At 39.5% G+C, this 17,300-nt stretch carries 15 protein-coding genes; 1 reads left to right on the top strand and 14 read right to left on the bottom strand.

From position 1 onward, the window contains the following. Window positions 1-56: 56 nt before the first annotated feature. Window positions 57-2,882, top strand: a complete 2,826-nt coding sequence (locus NST66_RS05635; RefSeq protein WP_028414077.1) for a transglycosylase domain-containing protein — start codon at window positions 57-59, stop codon at window positions 2,880-2,882. 35 nt (window positions 2,883-2,917) lie between these two features. Here NST66_RS05635 and NST66_RS05630 read toward each other — a convergent pair whose 3' ends face one another. The 14 genes from NST66_RS05630 to NST66_RS05565 all read right to left on the bottom strand — a co-directional run bounded on the left by NST66_RS05630 (window position 2,918) and on the right by NST66_RS05565 (window position 17,290). Next, entirely contained in the window at window positions 2,918-3,418 is a 501-nt protein-coding gene (locus NST66_RS05630; protein ID WP_340843191.1) for a YpoC family protein, read from the bottom strand. Continuing rightward, window positions 3,405-4,076, bottom strand: coding sequence for an endonuclease III (nth, locus tag NST66_RS05625; RefSeq protein ID WP_028414079.1), 672 nt, complete (start codon window positions 4,074-4,076; stop codon window positions 3,405-3,407). Before nth ends, NST66_RS05630 begins: the two co-directional genes overlap by 14 nt. 140 nt (window positions 4,077-4,216) lie before the next feature. Then, window positions 4,217-4,924 carry a DnaD domain-containing protein gene (locus NST66_RS05620; RefSeq protein ID WP_016763459.1) on the bottom strand — a complete coding sequence of 236 codons (708 nt, stop codon included), beginning with the start codon at window positions 4,922-4,924 and terminating at the stop codon, window positions 4,217-4,219. 334 nt (window positions 4,925-5,258) lie between these two features. Beyond that, window positions 5,259-6,551, bottom strand: coding sequence for an asparagine--tRNA ligase (gene asnS, locus NST66_RS05615; protein ID WP_033578423.1), 1,293 nt, complete (start codon window positions 6,549-6,551; stop codon window positions 5,259-5,261). Between the two features lie 155 nt (window positions 6,552-6,706). Further along, on the bottom strand, window positions 6,707-7,891 hold the full coding sequence (locus NST66_RS05610) for a pyridoxal phosphate-dependent aminotransferase (RefSeq protein ID WP_033578422.1): 1,185 nt from the start codon (window positions 7,889-7,891) through the stop codon (window positions 6,707-6,709). Window positions 7,892-8,024: 133 nt separating this feature from the next. Further along, window positions 8,025-8,513, bottom strand: a complete 489-nt coding sequence (locus NST66_RS05605) for a cell wall elongation regulator TseB-like domain-containing protein (protein WP_034266853.1) — start codon at window positions 8,511-8,513, stop codon at window positions 8,025-8,027. 11 nt (window positions 8,514-8,524) lie between these two features. Continuing rightward, window positions 8,525-8,695 carry a YpmA family protein gene (locus NST66_RS05600; protein WP_013056102.1) on the bottom strand — a complete coding sequence of 57 codons (171 nt, stop codon included), beginning with the start codon at window positions 8,693-8,695 and terminating at the stop codon, window positions 8,525-8,527. Window positions 8,696-8,883: 188 nt separating this feature from the next. Next, entirely contained in the window at window positions 8,884-9,681 is a 798-nt protein-coding gene (locus tag NST66_RS05595) for a hydrolase (protein ID WP_047751376.1), read from the bottom strand. An 87-nt stretch (window positions 9,682-9,768) separates the two neighbouring features. After that, a complete protein-coding gene (gene dinG / locus NST66_RS05590) occupies window positions 9,769-12,570 on the bottom strand; it encodes an ATP-dependent DNA helicase DinG (RefSeq protein WP_033578421.1) in 2,802 nt (933 codons plus the stop codon). A gap of 202 nt (window positions 12,571-12,772) precedes the next feature. Further along, a complete protein-coding gene (panD, locus tag NST66_RS05585; protein WP_028407965.1) occupies window positions 12,773-13,156 on the bottom strand; it encodes an aspartate 1-decarboxylase in 384 nt (127 codons plus the stop codon). Beyond that, on the bottom strand, window positions 13,157-14,014 hold the full coding sequence (gene panC, locus NST66_RS05580) for a pantoate--beta-alanine ligase (protein WP_033578420.1): 858 nt from the start codon (window positions 14,012-14,014) through the stop codon (window positions 13,157-13,159). 1 nt (window position 14,015) lies between these two features. Then, complete coding sequence (panB, locus tag NST66_RS05575; protein ID WP_033578419.1) at window positions 14,016-14,849, bottom strand: 3-methyl-2-oxobutanoate hydroxymethyltransferase; 834 nt, start codon at window positions 14,847-14,849, stop codon at window positions 14,016-14,018. A gap of 273 nt (window positions 14,850-15,122) precedes the next feature. Continuing rightward, on the bottom strand, window positions 15,123-16,112 hold the full coding sequence (locus NST66_RS05570; protein ID WP_013056096.1) for a bifunctional biotin--[acetyl-CoA-carboxylase] synthetase/biotin operon repressor: 990 nt from the start codon (window positions 16,110-16,112) through the stop codon (window positions 15,123-15,125). Further along, entirely contained in the window at window positions 16,097-17,290 is a 1,194-nt protein-coding gene (locus NST66_RS05565) for a CCA tRNA nucleotidyltransferase (protein WP_033578418.1), read from the bottom strand. Before NST66_RS05565 ends, NST66_RS05570 begins: the two co-directional genes overlap by 16 nt. Between the last annotated feature and the right edge of the window lie 10 nt (window positions 17,291-17,300).

The following is a 17,300-nucleotide window of genomic DNA, read 5'->3' as shown; positions in this document are numbered from 1 at the left end:
ATATATATGTTTACGGAAATCATTCTCTTACAATGCGTTGAAAGGTAGGAGTTTTTATGTCAGATAATTATCGCTCTCGTGAAGAACGACGAAGAGCTATGAATGACAACAAACCAGAAGGTAAATCTCAAGGAAAACCGAAAAAGAAGAAAAAAGGAGGCCTATTTCGTAAAATTGTTGCCGCAGTTTTACTGATAGGAATCATCGGGCTCATTGCCGGAGTGGGAACTTTTTTTGCTATGATAAGCGATGCTCCAAAAGTTGATGACTCGGTATTAAAAAACTCTTTTTCATCTAAAGTATATGCAAACGATGGAAAGACAGTTGTAAAAGAAATTGGAGCTCAAAAACGTACATATGTGCAATACGATGAAATCCCTCAAGTCGTCAAAAACGCATTTATCGCTACGGAAGACGTTCGTTTTTATAAACATCACGGCGTCGACTTTTACCGTATTGGTGGAGCATTAATGGCGAACTTTAAAGACGGCTTCGGTGCTGAGGGCGGTAGTACGATTACTCAGCAAGTGGTAAAGAATTCGTTCTTATCACCAAAGAAGACGGTTAAACGTAAAGTACAAGAAATGTGGTTAGCTTACCAGCTTGAGCGCAAATATTCGAAACAACAAATTCTTGAAATGTATTTAAACAAAATATATTTCGCATCAGGTGAAGTATACGGTATTGAACGAGCAGCTGAGAAATTTTACGGAGTTAAAAGCGTAAAAGATTTAACTCTTGATGAAGCTGCTATGTTGGCAGGCTTACCAAAAGCGCCAACTACTTATAACCCAGTTACAAACCCAGAGAATGCTACTAAACGCCGTAACACAGTATTAAACTTAATGGCTAAAAACGGCTTCATTACACAAGCCGAGGCCGACAAAGCAAAACAAGTAGATGTACAGGCTCACTTAGCTAAACAAACTGAATCAACATCTAAGTACGATGTATTTATTGATCAAGTAATCGAGGAAGTAAAAAAGAAAACAGACGCGGATCCATTTTCTGCGGGCTTAGAAATTTATACAACGCTTGACACGAATGCTCAGGACTATGTGGATGATGTGATGAATAACAAAGTAGTCAACTTCCCGAACGATAAATTCCAAGCAGGTCTTGTCGTTGTAGATAATGAAACAGGCGGTATTCAAGCAATTGGAGGCGGACGTAATCGTGTATCAGGCGGCTTAAACTTTGCAACAAATATGAGACGTCAGCCCGGCTCAACAATTAAGCCGATCTTAGATTACGGTCCAGCGATTGAGAACTTAAAGTGGTCTACTGGACAACCGCTAAAAGATGAAGAATATCATTATTCAAACGGCACGCCAATCCGAAATTTTGGACGCAACTATAAAGGTTGGGTTTCAGCGCGTGAAGCTTTAGGACGTTCACTGAACATCCCTGCTTTAAAAGCGTTCCAAGCAACCGGTGCGGACAAAGCAAAAGAGTTCGCTACAGGCCTTGGGCTAAAATTAGATGAAGAAGACGGCGAAGCTTATTCTGAATCTTATTCTATCGGAGGCTTCCGTACAGGTGTTACACCTCTACAAATGGCTGGAGCCTATAGTGCTTTTGCAAATGAAGGTATGTACAATGCACCGCATACGGTGACAAAGGTAAAATTCCCTGATGGAACAGAAATTGATTTAACGCCAAAACCAAAACGCGCAATGCAAGATTACACGGCATTTATGATGACGGACATGATGAAATCTGTTGTAAACGAATCATATGGTACAGCTCGTGCTGTTCGTACACCAGGATTAGAAATTGCGGGTAAAACGGGAACTTCGAACTTTAGTGCTGCAGAAAAGCAACGATACAATATTCCAGACGCTGGTGAAAAAGACGTTTGGTTTAATGGATTTACGCCAAACTATACGATTTCCGTATGGACAGGCTATGAAACTGCTAAAGACGGCTATATTTTAAGTCCTAACGAAACAGGCATGGCAAAAAATATCTTTAAGCATGTTATTACTCATATTTCTGAAGGCAAACCTAAAGGAAGTTTCAAGCAGCCGGACAGCGTAGTTGAACGTTCCGTGGAAAAACCAACGGGCAAAGACTTAAAACGCCCAAGCGGCTCTACTCCTTCGAGCCTAATTACGAAAGAATACTTTGTGCGCGGTACTGCACCGACAAAAGTATCTCAAACGTTTGTGAAGAAAGAAAAAGAAGAAAAGAAAGAAGATAAAAAAGAGGACAAAAAAGAGAAAAAAGACAATAAAGATGTGAAGCCCAAAATTACTGCTTCGTATAGCGGAGGAGCAATTTCAGTTAACTGGTCAGCGTCAAACGCAGCCAGTGATACGACCTTTACAGTCACAATGTCATCTCCTAACGGTTCTGAACAACTCGCATCTGGCGCAGGAGCCGGTGGAAAAACAATTTCCAATCCAGCAGCAGGCGCAACGTATAGTTTCACCGTAACAACAAATACGGGCGAAAGCGCTAGTTCTTCTGTAAAAGTCCCTGATTCATCAGATCAAGCTACCGAAGATAATTCTACTAAGCCTGAAGATGACGGAACAACGGACGATAATCAAAATGAAGACAATAGCAACACTGATCAAAACAACGGCTCTGATCAAGGTGACGATTCATCTACTAAGCCGGATGATAACCAAAACAGCAATAATGGCAGCAATAGTGACGGTAGCAATAGCGGTAATAACGGCAATACCGATAATAACAATAACGATAGCGGCAATACTAACGATGGTAATAACAACAATAATAACGGAGGCACAACTCCTCCTCCAGCAGACAACGGTGGAAGTGACTCAGGAAGTCAAACACCACAAACTCCTGCTACACCATCGACGCCGTCAACACCTGCTACACCGCAGCAAGAGCCAACAACTGAAAATTAACGTAGCAGTAAAAAGCCCCTACACGTGTAGGGGCTTTATTTCTTGTGAAGAATAAGCATTTTTGCATACTGCTTACGCAGCTCATTAAATAATTCTGTCAGCTGAATATACGCTTGATAAGAAGAAACTCGCTGCAGCAAAAACATAAGTCTCTCAGCACAGTTAATAGGCTTATAGGTTAGGTCCGCTATGTCTTCTTGCAGCCGGTTTAAACGCCGAACGGGCTGTCCATTAATCCAAAACAGTAAACTAATATACATAGCAGCAGCTTGTTTCATACAAGGCGCTGCTTCTTTTGCTTTTCGCTGAGAAAAAAGCGTATGCAGTTCTTCCCTTTGAGTTTCCCACTTTTCAAAAAATGGCCGTATGTTCTTTTGAACATCCCTCCAAGGTGTTTTCGTTTCTTTATGTACATCGTATAAAATATCATAAGTAAAATAATTTATTCCATTTTTTGTATCTAATTCAAGAACCCGATCTTCTTTTGAATAAAATGGTTCGCATATGAAATGTGACGGCACTTCAATCGGTAACATCTGTCTTCTTCTCTTTTCCTTTCATTCGTTTCTTTCCTTCTCGGCAAAGATCAAGAAGCGGGCAGACATGACATTGAGGAGACTGTGCTTTACAGTGATAGCGTCCAAAGAAGATAAGTCGATGATGCGTAACGGACCATTCATCTTTCGGAATTTTTCTCATCAGCGTTTTTTCTACTTCCAAAACGGAATCTTTCCACCTGCAAATTCCAAGGCGTTTACTTACACGTTCTACATGCGTGTCTACGGCTATTGACGGTACTCCAAAAGCTACGGATACAACAACATTAGCCGTCTTACGCCCTACTCCTGGAAGATTGGTCAGCTCATCACGATCTTTCGGAACTTCTCCTCCGTATTCATCAATGAGCATACGGCAGAGCTTTTGAATGTTTTTAGCTTTATTTCTATATAAGCCGATTGATCTAATATCTTGCTGCAGCTCTTCCAACGAAACGGCTAAATAGTCTTCAGGCGTTTGATATTTCTTGAATAAATCCGCTGTTACGCGGTTGACTAAAGCATCTGTGCACTGAGCAGATAGCGCCACAGCAATGACTAAATCAAAGGGATTCCGATGATTTAACTCACAGTGAGCGTCAGGAAACATTTCTGCCATAGCATCTAGGCACTGTCTGATTTGTTTTAACGTTAACATACTAGTTCTCCTTCTTCTTACAGGTAGTTCCCCCCTATTTTACAATAGGGTTCTTGTCAAATGCTACTTTTGTCCACATTCTTTTAAAAAAGCTGCTTCAAGATTCAATTACTTGGATCTTGAAGCAGCTTTTTATCCTGTCATTGCTCTAGCCAGTTAAAAAAAGGAATGGCTGATGTAGACTGAGAAGGGTTAACAGAAGATAGTTTTTTGGGCTGTTGATTTTGACGAAATTTTTGGCTATGCTTGCGGGCTTGATCAATGGTCTGAATGCCATTTTTCTTCCATTCGAATAAAATACGATCAATATACCGGAAGTTTAATTTTCCAGACATCACCGACTCTCTTAGTGCCGCTTTAATAATAATGGGGTCATGATGATCTTGATCAATCCACATCGCTAGCGTTTCGCATTCAAACGGAGACAATGCTCTGCCAAACTCTTTTTCAAACATTGTATATAAATTAAGCTCTTCTTGTTCTTCTTCGCTTTTTTCTACTTCTCTTGTTTCTTGCATCATATGATGAATAAGCTTTTCCCAAAGCGGTTTTAATGAATAACGTTCACAAATAAGGGCGTTTTGCTGTTGATCTTGCTCAATAGATAAAAAGCCGCGCTGAATTAATGCTCGCAGCGTATCCATACACACAGCACTTGAAATACTCATTTTTGCCGCCAATTCGTTAGGTGTCGGGAAACCTTCACCGCCTTCAATGGAAACATAAATATGCATTAACGTCATGAATTCCGTTTCGTTCATTCCCAAATCGCTATAGTGATTAAACAGCAGCTTCGGAATTGAAACTGTGCCTTGTTCAAACCATTCAATTAACGTTTCTTTTTTCATATCCGAACACCTCAGTAGTTAGTATATCATGAAGTTTATAGTCAAAGTAATAATTATTCGAAGCTAAAAAGCTTCTATGTAAAACTTTCCGCTGAAACCGTACCATTGCTCTGCACATATAAAATATATACGAACGATGACTTCCTTCCAAGAATATTACACTAACTTATTTTTTCGAGAATTGCAACTCCCTTTTAAGTTAGACTCTCTTCTATGTTTGCCGTTGTTTCCTTGTGATATAAGTAAAAACCTCGTTTTTCTTTTCTTTTTATGATTCATAAAAAAAGCTAAAAAAGTATCCTGACTACAGGAGTCAGAATACTTTTTCACTTCCTTACGGGTATAAACGGTTTAATAAGCGTGGGAATGGAATCGTTTCACGAACGTGTTCTACGCCGCTAATCCATGCTACTGTACGCTCAAGGCCTAAACCAAATCCTGAATGTGGAACTGAGCCATACTTACGAAGCTCTAAATACCACTTGTATGTTTCTGTATCTAATTTGTGCTCTTCTACACGCTGAGCTAAAAGCTCTTGATCATGAATACGTTCAGAGCCTCCAATGATTTCTCCGTAGCCTTCTGGTGCGATTAAGTCTGCACATAATACTACGTCTTCATTTGTTGGATCTGGCTGCATATAAAATGGTTTTAATGACGTTGGATAGTGTGTAATGAATACCGGCTTGTCATAGCTTTCTGCGATAGCCGTTTCATGCGGTGCTCCAAAGTCATCTCCCCATTGAATGTCTGTAAATCCTTTTTCATGTAAGAATTTAAGAGCCTCATCGTACGAAATACGAGGGAATGGCGCTTTAATTTGTTCTAACTTAGATGTATCACGGCCTAGTACATTTAACTCTAACTTACAGTTTGTTAAAACAGACTGTACGACATGAGACACATACTCTTCCTGTACTTTCAAGTTATCTTCGAATTGGTAGAAAGCCATCTCTGGTTCAATCATCCAAAACTCAATTAAATGACGGCGTGTTTTAGATTTTTCAGCGCGGAACGTTGGACCGAATGAAAATACTTTTCCAAGCGCCATTGCCGCTGCTTCCATATAAAGCTGTCCACTTTGAGAAAGATATGCATCTTCGTCAAAATATTTCGTGTGGAATAATTCTGTTGTTCCTTCAGGAGCACTTCCTGTTAGGATTGGAGGATCTACTTTTGTAAACCCGTTTTCGTTAAAGAATTCATACGTTGCACGAATGATTTCGTTACGAACCTTCATAACAGCATGTTGACGTTTAGAACGCAGCCATAAATGACGGTTATCCATTAAGAACTCTGTTCCATGTTCTTTTGGCGTAATTGGGTAATCAACAGCTTCATGAATAACTTCAAGGCTTGTAACTGTTAACTCATAGCCAAACGGTGAGCGCTCATCTTCGCGTACCACACCTGTTACATATAGTGATGATTCTTGCGTCATAGATTTAGCTAATTTAAAAGTTTCTTCTTCTACTTCAGCTTTTACAACTACCCCTTGCATGAATCCTGATCCATCGCGCAGCTGTAAAAAGGCAATTTTACCACTTGAACGTTTATTCGCTAACCAAGCACCAATTGTTACTTCTTTTCCTACATGCTTGTTTGCTTCTGAAATCGTAATTTTCACGATTAATATCCCTCCAAAAAACTTACATTTCGTAATTATGTATGCCATCCTATTATACATTTCGACAAACATAATAACAAGTAACAAACAAAAAGAGCCTTCTAACACGTGTGATTTGTGCTAAAAGGCTCTTTTGTTTTTAAATATAATCTTTTTTATTTCATATGACGAGTCATGAATGATTGAATTCGTTCCAATGCCTTTTCTAGCAGATCTAGTGATGTAGCATAAGAAAGACGTACGTTTTCAGGTGAACCGAATCCTGATCCAGGCACTAGCGCTACCTTCTCTTCTTCTAAAATAGCTTCTACCCATGCATCAACTGTATCAAAGCCAGTTAACTTTGCAGCTTCAATTGCATTAGGGAATAAGTAGAAAGCACCCTGTGGTTTTAAGCATGAGAACCCTGGAATGTTAATCAGCTTTTCATGAATTACGTTTAGACGCTCTTCAAAAGCTTGTCGCATCATTTCCACCGGCTCCTGAGTGCCGTTATAAGCAGCAATTGTTGCATATTGAGCAATAGATGTTGGATTTGACGTGCTGTGACTCGCTAGGTTTGTCATCGCTTTAATAACTGTAGCATCACCAGCTGCATATCCAATGCGCCAGCCCGTCATGGAATGTGACTTAGAAACACCGTTAATGATAATTGTTTTTTCTTTTAACGCTGGTGAAAGCTGTGCAATCGATACATGTTCATTTTGACCATACACAAGCTTTTCATAAATTTCATCTGATACGATAAAAATATCGTGCTTCAAGCAAACTTCTCCTAAAGCTTGAAGCTCTTCTCTTGTGTAAATCATACCCGTTGGGTTGCTTGGTGAATTGATAATAACAGCTTTAGTTTTAGCAGTAATAGCCGCTGCTAATTGTTCAGGTGTGATTTTAAATTCGTTATTTTCAGAACCTTCAACGAATACGGGTGTACCTTCTGCTAACTTTACTTGCTCAGGATAACTTACCCAGTAAGGAGTTGGGATAATTACTTCGTCACCTTCGTCTAACAGAACTTGAAATAACGTATACAGTGCGTGCTTAGCACCTGTACAAACAATAATTTCAGAAGGTGAATACGTCAGGCCTTGATCGCGTTTGAATTTTTCAATTACCGCTTCTTTTAATGGTGCAAGACCGCCTGCTGGCGTATATTTTGTCTGACCATCATTCATTGCTGTAACAGCCGCTTCTAAAATGTGCTGCGGCGTATTAAAATCAGGTTCCCCTGCTCCAAGTCCAATCACATCATGACCAGCCGCTTTCAATTCTTTCGCTTTTGCTGTAATCGCTAATGTTGATGATGGCGTTAATGCTGATACACGTTTTGCTAACTTCACTAAAATCTCCCCCTATGAACTAAAGCTATAATCAGCCCGCAGGCTGATTATAGATAAAAAATTGGCTTCATTTTCATAAAGCGCTGAAATCTTATATTATGACACATATGACATTTCATATGGTATAAACGATTTATGATTGAGATAAGCTGTATCGTTTTATAAATTCACCGCTAGAGAAATCAAGATAATAGTATGTTAAATGTTTCTTATCTTTATCCACATATGTTACTTCCCACAGCGGCTTTTTATTTTCAATGCCTAGGCGCACCGACTTAATTTCCTGCGGATTTTTATCATTTTTCACAATGGAAATGGCTTTCTCTTTTGTGATCCCGCTGCTTGCTTTCTTTAAAACAGCTGTTTGTTTTTTGCTTTTAGGCACCCAAGCAATTACCTTTTGATTGCTTCGGTTTGTACCTTCTACTACATAAAATGCATGATTGCCGAAATATGGCTGGGTGCTTGTGACAGATTTCAAATTAAATTCTTTTTTTGCTTGGGATGCTGCTTTTTCCTCAGCAGACTGAACATCCTTCACAGACGAGTGATAAATGCTAAAAGAAATGCCTCCGATAATTAAAAGCACAGCAGCTACCGCTACAATAATTAACTTTTTCATAAAATCCCTACTTATGTACGATAAATTGTAAATACAGCTTTGCTTTGATCTTCTTCATCTAACGCTAATCCGAACATCAAATCTTGCTTTTTCAACGTGCGATTCAAACTATCAACAATTTTATATAAATCCGAGGAATTTTCCACGCGGACAGTTGATAATACTTCAATCCTGCTTTCCATTGTAAACCTCCTAGCTCGTCTATCACGACGCAAAAATGACGATATCCGTATTATAACAGGTATCAAAAACCATCGTCATCTTTTTCACTCATCAATCCAGCCCGTACGTTTTGCGTAAAAACCGAATAAATAAGTAAACATATATAATATTATAAGGAATTTACCTCTTTTTGCAAAAGGAAATTTGTTTATTTTGCAGAAAATTTCATCACATCATAGGATTTTAGCGACATTTTAATAGAGTAAGCGCTCCCCTCTCTTACGTCATATAATTCAATCCATTCAGCTGTTAAATTTGAAAGCAGTCGAGGGGAATAGGAACGCCCTGGTTTCGTAAACGCAACGGCAAGCTGTATATCTAATTGCTTCAAAAATGTATTCGAAAAAAACGTTCCCTCTCCAAAATTAGGAATTTTCAATATATCTACATGAGTAAGGGGAATGCGTAAAAACTTTTCCTCTACTTCATCTGAGCCGCTCATGGCATATAGAACTCGGTGCTCTCCAATCGTAAATAATAGATCCATAGCCGCTGTTTTTTGCTTCGATGCATGCAAGACATCAACGTGTATATTATCCGTTAACTGAAATAAATCATTTTCTTTCCACTTCTCTGTTTGAAATTCCGCCTGGTACTGAGCCGGCACAATAATACGCTCTATATGATAATCCTTCACAGCTCGCTGAACATTTGAATCATAGTACTTTTGCTGTTTCGTAATTATTAATTGGTTGATTTTTTTTACTTTATATCGCTGCAGCCACTTGTTTAGCTCCGGATAGGAAGATGCACTCCCGGTATTTACTAAAATCGCCTCACCGCTTCCATCTTGAATCAGACTTGCTTCTCCATCTGAAAGAGGCAGAAAGGTGATCACTACTTCATCAGCTTGCAAACCAAAATCTACGTTTTTAATGACGGCTGCTGAAACCGAACAGGTCATAAAACTAAAAAACAGTACAGCACTTAGCAATATTTTAATCATACACTGTCCTCATTTGCTTATCATAGTATATTACTATCGTCTCTCAAGTGAAGAAACAGTATGCATAAAAAAAGACTTAAGCTATGCTCAAGTCTTTTCATTCCACCATTCTTTGTAGTCCAGTAAGATATTTGAAAACGTTTTTTGAACAACCTGGACTTTTGGAAGCGAGTGAAGGAAATGGTATCCATATGCTGTTCGCGTAATACGATTATCAAAAATAAATATAGCTCCCCGGTCACTTTTTGAACGAATCAACCGTCCAAATCCTTGTTTAAAACGGATAACGGCTTGAGGAAGTGAATAATTCATAAAGGGACTTTTCCCTTCTTTTTTCATCTGCTCAAATTTAGCTGTCAACAGAGGTTGATTTGGAGATGAAAAAGGAAGTCTGACTATTACGAGACATGATAATAAATCTCCTGGCAAATCAATTCCTTCCCACAGACTGTTTGTACCCAAAAGAATGGAATGCTCAAATTGACTGAAGTCTTTTAACAGTCTATTGCGATTTCTAGTTGTGACTCCTTGACCAAGCAGGACAAACTCTTCAAGATCGTTTAACTCTTTCAAATAACCATATGTAGCTTTCAACATGTCATATGAAGTAAAAAGCACCAGCATACGGCCATTTGTTACTTTGGCTACGTCAAGAATACTTTCTGCCATCATAGCGCTATACTCATATAATGATACTTCGTTAACAGCAGGCATATCCTGAGGAATATAGACTCTAGCTTGCTTCTCGTAATCAAACTCGGAAGGAAGAATGAGTTGAGCAGGCTGAAAGTCATATAACCCTAGCTCTTGAATTAAATAATCAAATGTTCCATTCACCGTCAATGTAGCCGATGTTAAAATAACGCTTTGTTTCTTAGCGAAAAATTCATCAGCCAGCGTATCGGCAATGGAAGTAGGCTGACTATAGATATACGTAGCATTTGCTGCTCCTTTTGGCTCAATTTCAAACCACGTTACGTAATTGCTCTGCTGTTTGAACAAAAGCTTTTCTATTTGCTGAGATATATGCTCAAATCCTTTAACAGCCGTTTGAAATTCATGAAGAGATGACTGTTCATTTTTTGTGGCTTTGTCATATAGATCGTCAAAGGAATGTCTTGCCCCATCATTCCATGTAAAAAGATCGTGAATTAAAAAACGAATGCGCGACGCTGCTTCTTGAATAGCCGTCCAGTAATGCCCATGCTCTTTTTCCACTTTATACCGATAGCTGCTCCTTCCAATCTCGCCCTGCTGATTGCCTGTTCTTTTTTGAACAAAAGAATGAATCAAACGAAATAAGTCATCGCACTCCGAATGAAGCTGCACAAACAGATTTTGAAGAAATTCAGTGTTAAGCTCGATGCTATATTTTACAAGCGTATGGTGAACTTTTTTTAACAGCCCTTTGTCTTGAATGGTTCCGATTCGGTTTAATAGCGCATGAACCGCAAAATAATCTAAGCGCTCTCCCAGTTCTTCTCCGGCAATGTCTTCTAAGTGATGAGCCTCGTCAATAATAATTTGTTCATAATCAGGTAGCAGCTCATGATTACTCATCACATCCATCAACAGTAAGCGATGATTTGTCACTACTATATGGGCATTTTGCGCTCTGTTCTGCGCTCGTTCATAAAAAGAATAAAGCTTCCAAGGATGCTTAAAGTCACTTGGAGACGGATTGCTTTCATTTAGCTGTTCCCAAAAAAGTTTACCCCCAGAAGGCAGGTTTATTTCATCGCTGTCGCCCGTTTCCGTTTCGGTCAGCCAAATAAGCAGCTTCGCTTTTGTGAGGATCGCATCGTAATTATTATTTCGTTCTTTTAAGAGCTGAATGAATTTTCTTATACTAATGTAATGTTCTCTTCCTTTTAAAACAGCTGCTGTGACAGGAAACGGCACAATCTTTTCTAAAATGGGCACATCTTTTTCGATGATTTGCTGCTGAAGCGTTACCGTGTTAGTTGAGATAATGACTGGGTGGTGATGAACAGAAGCATAAAACACGGCAGGAACTAAATAAGCGTAGGTTTTACCAATACCGGTCCCCGCTTCAATTAAAGCATGCTCGTTGCCTGCAAAGCACTCTTGTACAAAGTTCATCATCTCCCACTGCCCTTTTCGTTCTTCAAACAATGGCAGAGCCTGATGGAACAGCTTTTGCTTTTCAGTTTCAAATATTTCGTAAGTATGAGAGTGCTGCTTTTCATTAGCTGAATGCGGCTGATATTTGTTTAGCGCAATGCCGTGTATGAATTCATAAGAATCATCCTCGGCATAACTTTTATCATCTATAACTTGTTGAATCAGTTCTCCAATTTCACTTTTAAAGTGTAAGCTTAGCGCGTATAGCTGCTTCAAGGTTGTTAAAGGGAGCTTCTTTAATTTTTCAATTAGTAAAAGTAAAATACGTGCCGTTACTTCTGCATCACTATCTGCTTGATGAGGGTTTTCATGTTCAATATGTAAATACTCAGCTAATTGACTAAGTTTGTACCCATCAACTGTAGGCAGCAGAATCCGGGCCAGTTCGACGGTATCCACGGTTGAATTATAAAGCGTCTCCATCCCGCACTGATAGAGTTCTTCTTGTAAAAAAGTTAAATCAAATGCCACATTATGTGCAACAAAATAAGCATCATCTAGCAATTCTATAATTTTAGGTGAAATTTCTTCAAATAAAGGCGCATCTTTCACCATATCATTTTGAATGTTAGTTAGTTGTGTAATAAAAGGCGGAATATCCATACCAGGATTTAAAAAACTAGAAAAACGTTCAACAATTTTGCCGTCTTCTACTATGACAGCAGCAAATTGAATCATTTTATCTCCTTGTTTTGGAGAATGTCCCGTCGTTTCAAGATCTACCACAACAAAGCGTTTATTCACGGTCAACACCTCGCAAGTCTGTCTTTTTATAGTATAAAGTGAAAGCCTGCTCTATATGCTTTAAAAGCGCAACTCCTTCTCGTGAAAAACAGAGAGGCTTTCATACATAGAAGTTTTACTTTAGTGTGTATAGAGGTTTATACCGTTCACTTACTAGCGTATGTATTCAAATAAAAATCCCCCTCATAAAGGGGGACTGTTCTTATAGAATTGTACCAGCTGGTTCTTGTTTAAGCAATTGTTGGATTTTATTCTGCTCATTCATAATCGCTACGGTTGGATGATGGTGAGCTACTTCTTCATTTGCTACGAGCGCATAAGAGATAATGATGACGATATCTCCAGGCTGCACGAGTCTTGCAGCAGCTCCATTTAAACAAACTACGCCGCTCCCTCGTTCGCCGGGAATCACGTACGTTTCCAAGCGAGCTCCGTTATTATTGTTTACAATTTGGACTTTTTCGTTTGCTGCGATTCCTACTGCGTCGATAATATCTTCATCAATGGTGATGCTGCCAACATAATTTAAGTTGGCTTCAGTGACATGAGCTCTGTGTATTTTAGCGTTCATCATCGTGCGAAACATTTAGTTATCCCCCTGTACGTCTACAATTACATTATCAATTAAACGAGCTTTAGAGAATTGAACAGCTAAAGCGATAATGATTTTTCCAGCGGCTTTCTTAATTGGTTTTAGCTCTGGATACGTATAAACCTCGATATAATCCACTTTACCGCTCGTATGTTGCTCAATTTCTTTTCGAATGGTCCCTTTAATGATTTCTACTTGCTTCTCTCCGCCTTCAAGAAGCTGCAGAGCGCTTTGTAAACTCTTAAATAAAACAGGTGCCTCTTCTCTTTCTTTATCTGTTAAATATACGTTACGAGAACTTTTAGCTAATCCATCTGCTTCTCTCACCGTATCTACTGCTCTAAGCTCCACCGGGAAATTAAAATCTTCAATTAAACCATCTACTACAGCAACTTGCTGCGCATCTTTTTTACCAAAGTATGCACGATCTGGGGTTACAATGTGAAAAAGCTTTGTTAGTACCGTGGCTACTCCGTCAAAATGACCAGGGCGCTTCTGTCCACACAATACGTCTACACGATCTCTCACGGTTATAGCAACTGAACGGCTTGACTTATACATTTCCTCTACTGAAGGATAAAATAAATAGTCGACGTTAGCTTCTTTTGCCACGCGCTCATCGCGCTCAAAATCTCTTGGATACGTATCAAAATCTTCATTTGGTCCAAATTGAGTCGGGTTCACAAAAATACTTAGCGCCACTACTTCATTTTCTGTGCGAGCTGCTCCAAGCAGAGTAGCATGGCCTTCATGCAAATAGCCCATCGTCGGGACAAATCCAATTGAACGTCCAAGCTGCTTTTCTTTTTTCATCTCCTGCTGCATGTCTTTAATTGTTGTAATGACTTTCATCTTATTTCCCTCCGTACAGTGCCGTTAACTGCTCTTCTTTCATTGAAAAAGTATGTGCTTCTTTCGGAAACTCTCTTTTTTTCACTTCACTTACATACTGAGAAAGCCCTTGTAAAATAGGCTCATTTATTTTCGCAAATGACTGAACAAATTTGGGCACACGCTCTACGCCGTACGTTAATACATCGTGGTATACAAGTACTTGACCATCCGTGTCAGCTCCTGCTCCGATTCCGATTGTTGGAATGCTTAAGCGTTCAGCTACTTGTTTTGCTACTTGTTTAGGAACACACTCTAATACAACAGCAATAGCTCCCGCCTGCTCACACTTGATTGCGTCTTGGATTAGCTGTTTGGCTTCTTTCGCTTCTTTCCCTTGTACTTTATAACCGCCCAGAACACCGACAGACTGAGGTGTTAACCCGAGATGTGCAACAGCCGGAATACCAGCTTGCGTCAATTCTGAAATTGTATAGAGAACATCGTTTGCACCTTCTACTTTTAAAGCATGAGCTCCGCTTTCCTGCATAATGCGAGCAGCATTTTTCATCGTGTCTTCTTTCGACACGTGATAGGACATAAACGGCATGTCGGTGACGATAAATGTATCACTAGCCCCTCTTTTAACCGCTTTTGTATGATGAATCATATCATCTACCGTTACAGGAATCGTAGAGTCATATCCTAAAACGACCATTCCTAGAGAGTCGCCTACTAAAATCATGTCTACGCCTGCTTCTTCAGCGTACTTAGCTGACGGATAATCGTACGCAGTCAGCATCACAATTGGTTCATTGTTTTGTTTCATACGTAAAAAATCTAATTTTGTTTTCACTAACTTTCTCCTCCTTCTCAGAGGAGATGAGCGCACGTCTGCACACAAAAAAGCCCTTCTACCTATAAAAGGAAGAAGGACTTTGACAGACTTCATCTATAAAAAGCACACTTTACCTAATGTGCTTACCTACGCGTCATCCCTCTGTCCTAGTCCTTAATGGATCAAGGCAGATTTATTGTCGTATTAAAAATAAACAAACGAGTATCAAGTGAAGTTCTTTCGATACTACCTTGATACTCGTATTATAATAAAAATTTCTTTATTTTTCTACTATTTTTTAGCAGAGAGCTCAATATCTGCAGAATGAATTCGGTGTATAACACCTTCATCGTCTTCAATCAATAAAACGCCTTCATCTGTTATACCTTTTGCGAAGCCTTCAATGTTGGCTGTCATCGTCCGTGCTATAATTCGCTTTCCAATGCTGATTGCATACGTTTCCCAAAGAACTTTAATTAAACCAAAGCCATTTTTTAAGTATTCTTCATAAAGGGTTTCTAACTTTAAGAAAAACGCTTGCATCAAAGCGGCACGATTAATTTCTTCACCTTTTTCAATACGTAAAGATGTGGCAATGTGTTTGATTTGTTCATTAAAATCCGTTTCCTGCTGATTCACATTAATGCCGATTCCAATGATGACCGAATGAATCCGGTCAAAATCAGCCTGCATTTCCGTTAAAATCCCAACTAGCTTCTTCCCATTTAATAAAACATCATTCGGCCATTTAATGTCTGGAGAAAGGTTCGTCACTTCTTGAATAGCCTGTACAACAGCGACTGCTGATAGTAAAGTCAGCTGAGGAGCCTGCTGCGGAGGGATAGAAGGACGCAGTATAATACTCATCCAGGCACCAGTATATTTTGGGGAGTACCACGCTCTATCAAGTCTTCCTCTTCCTGCCGTTTGCTCTTCAGCAACTACGACCGTTCCTTCTTTTGCTCCTTCTTGAGCAATTCGATGAGCAATTTTTTGAGTAGAATGCACGCTTTCCTCATAGTGAATATACTGGCCGATTTTTGTTGTTTGAAGTCCTAATAAAAGCTCGTTGCTGCTTACTTTGTTCGGCTTCCCAACAATGCGATAGCCTTTTTTACGAACAGCTTCAAGTTCATAGCCGTCTTTTCGCAGCTCTTCGATATGCTTCCATACAGCTGTTCTTGAACAGCCTAATAAATCGCTGATCTTTTGGCCGGACACATAGTCCCCATCTGCGTTCGTAAACATTTCAAGCAGCGTTCTTCTTATATCTGACTGCAAGACTGCACCCACTTTCTTATTGAAGATTTCGTGTTCATTAACTCATTGTATAGAACTTTTTCCTCAATTTCTTTTAATAGTTGAGACACCCATGGACCACCCTTTTTACCTGTCCATACTAAAAGATCTTGACCATTTATATCTAAATCTTTTAAAGAATGAATAGGCAGCTCGCTATAGATGTAAAGAAGCTCATGTTCATTCATATACTCATTGCTTCGAAGAAGTTGTAAAATACGATTCACGCTCACGCTGGCCTGCTCTCCAATTGTATACATGATGCGTTTTGACCATCCATTTTCCAAAACGTCCCGAAGACCAATAGACTGAAGCTGAATATCTTTAATTTGCTTATTAGATAATTTCCAGCTTTTAAAAAATGCCTGCTTGTCTTGAATGTCGAGCAGATGTACAAGAAGTGTCCACGACTCCGATACTCGCTGAAGCATCATCCAATCGTGTGCACAAACAGATCGGAATTTTTGCGGATCTACATTCAATTCGGGCAAGTAGCGATACAGCTCCGTATCTGCTACAAGTGCTAATGCTAAAGACGGCCGCTTTCCGCTCAGCATTTTTTCGAATTCAACTGTAATGCGTTCAATAGAAACATGCCTCAGTAGTTCACCGTATTGCTGAATGGCTCTTTTAGTTTGATCAGACAGCGAAAACGCCAGCTGACTGACAAAGCGAACGGCTCTCATCATACGAAGAGCATCTTCATGAAAGCGTTCTTTAGCATTTCCGACAGTACGAATTAACTGGTTTCGTAAATCTTCCCTTCCATTAAATGGATCAATAATTTCTCCTTTTGCATTCATAGCCATTGCATTAATTGTAAAATCGCGACGCTGCAAATCTTCTATCAAAGACGAAATAAACGTAACGGACGAGGGACGACGAAAATCATCATATTCTCCCTCAGAGCGAAAAGTGGTCACCTCATAGGTCTCGTTCTCATGGACAACGACAACCGTACCATGCTCGATTCCTACATGAATCGTCTTAGGAAAGAGTTCCATCACTTGTTCCGGCCTAGCTGACGTAGCGATATCAATATCTCCAATCGTCCGATTTAAAATGAGATCCCGGACCGCTCCTCCAACAAAATACGCTTCGTAACCGGCTGTCTCCAGTTTTTCAATAATATAAAGCGGATGAATGAACGGTTCTTTCATAACGTCCTCC

The sequence above is a fragment of the Priestia sp. FSL W8-0524 genome (genome assembly GCF_038005965.1).
Classification (GTDB): domain Bacteria; phylum Bacillota; class Bacilli; order Bacillales; family Bacillaceae_H; genus Priestia; species Priestia zanthoxyli.
Note: the sequence above shows the minus strand (reverse complement) of the source record. Positions and strands in the feature narration are given on the sequence as shown.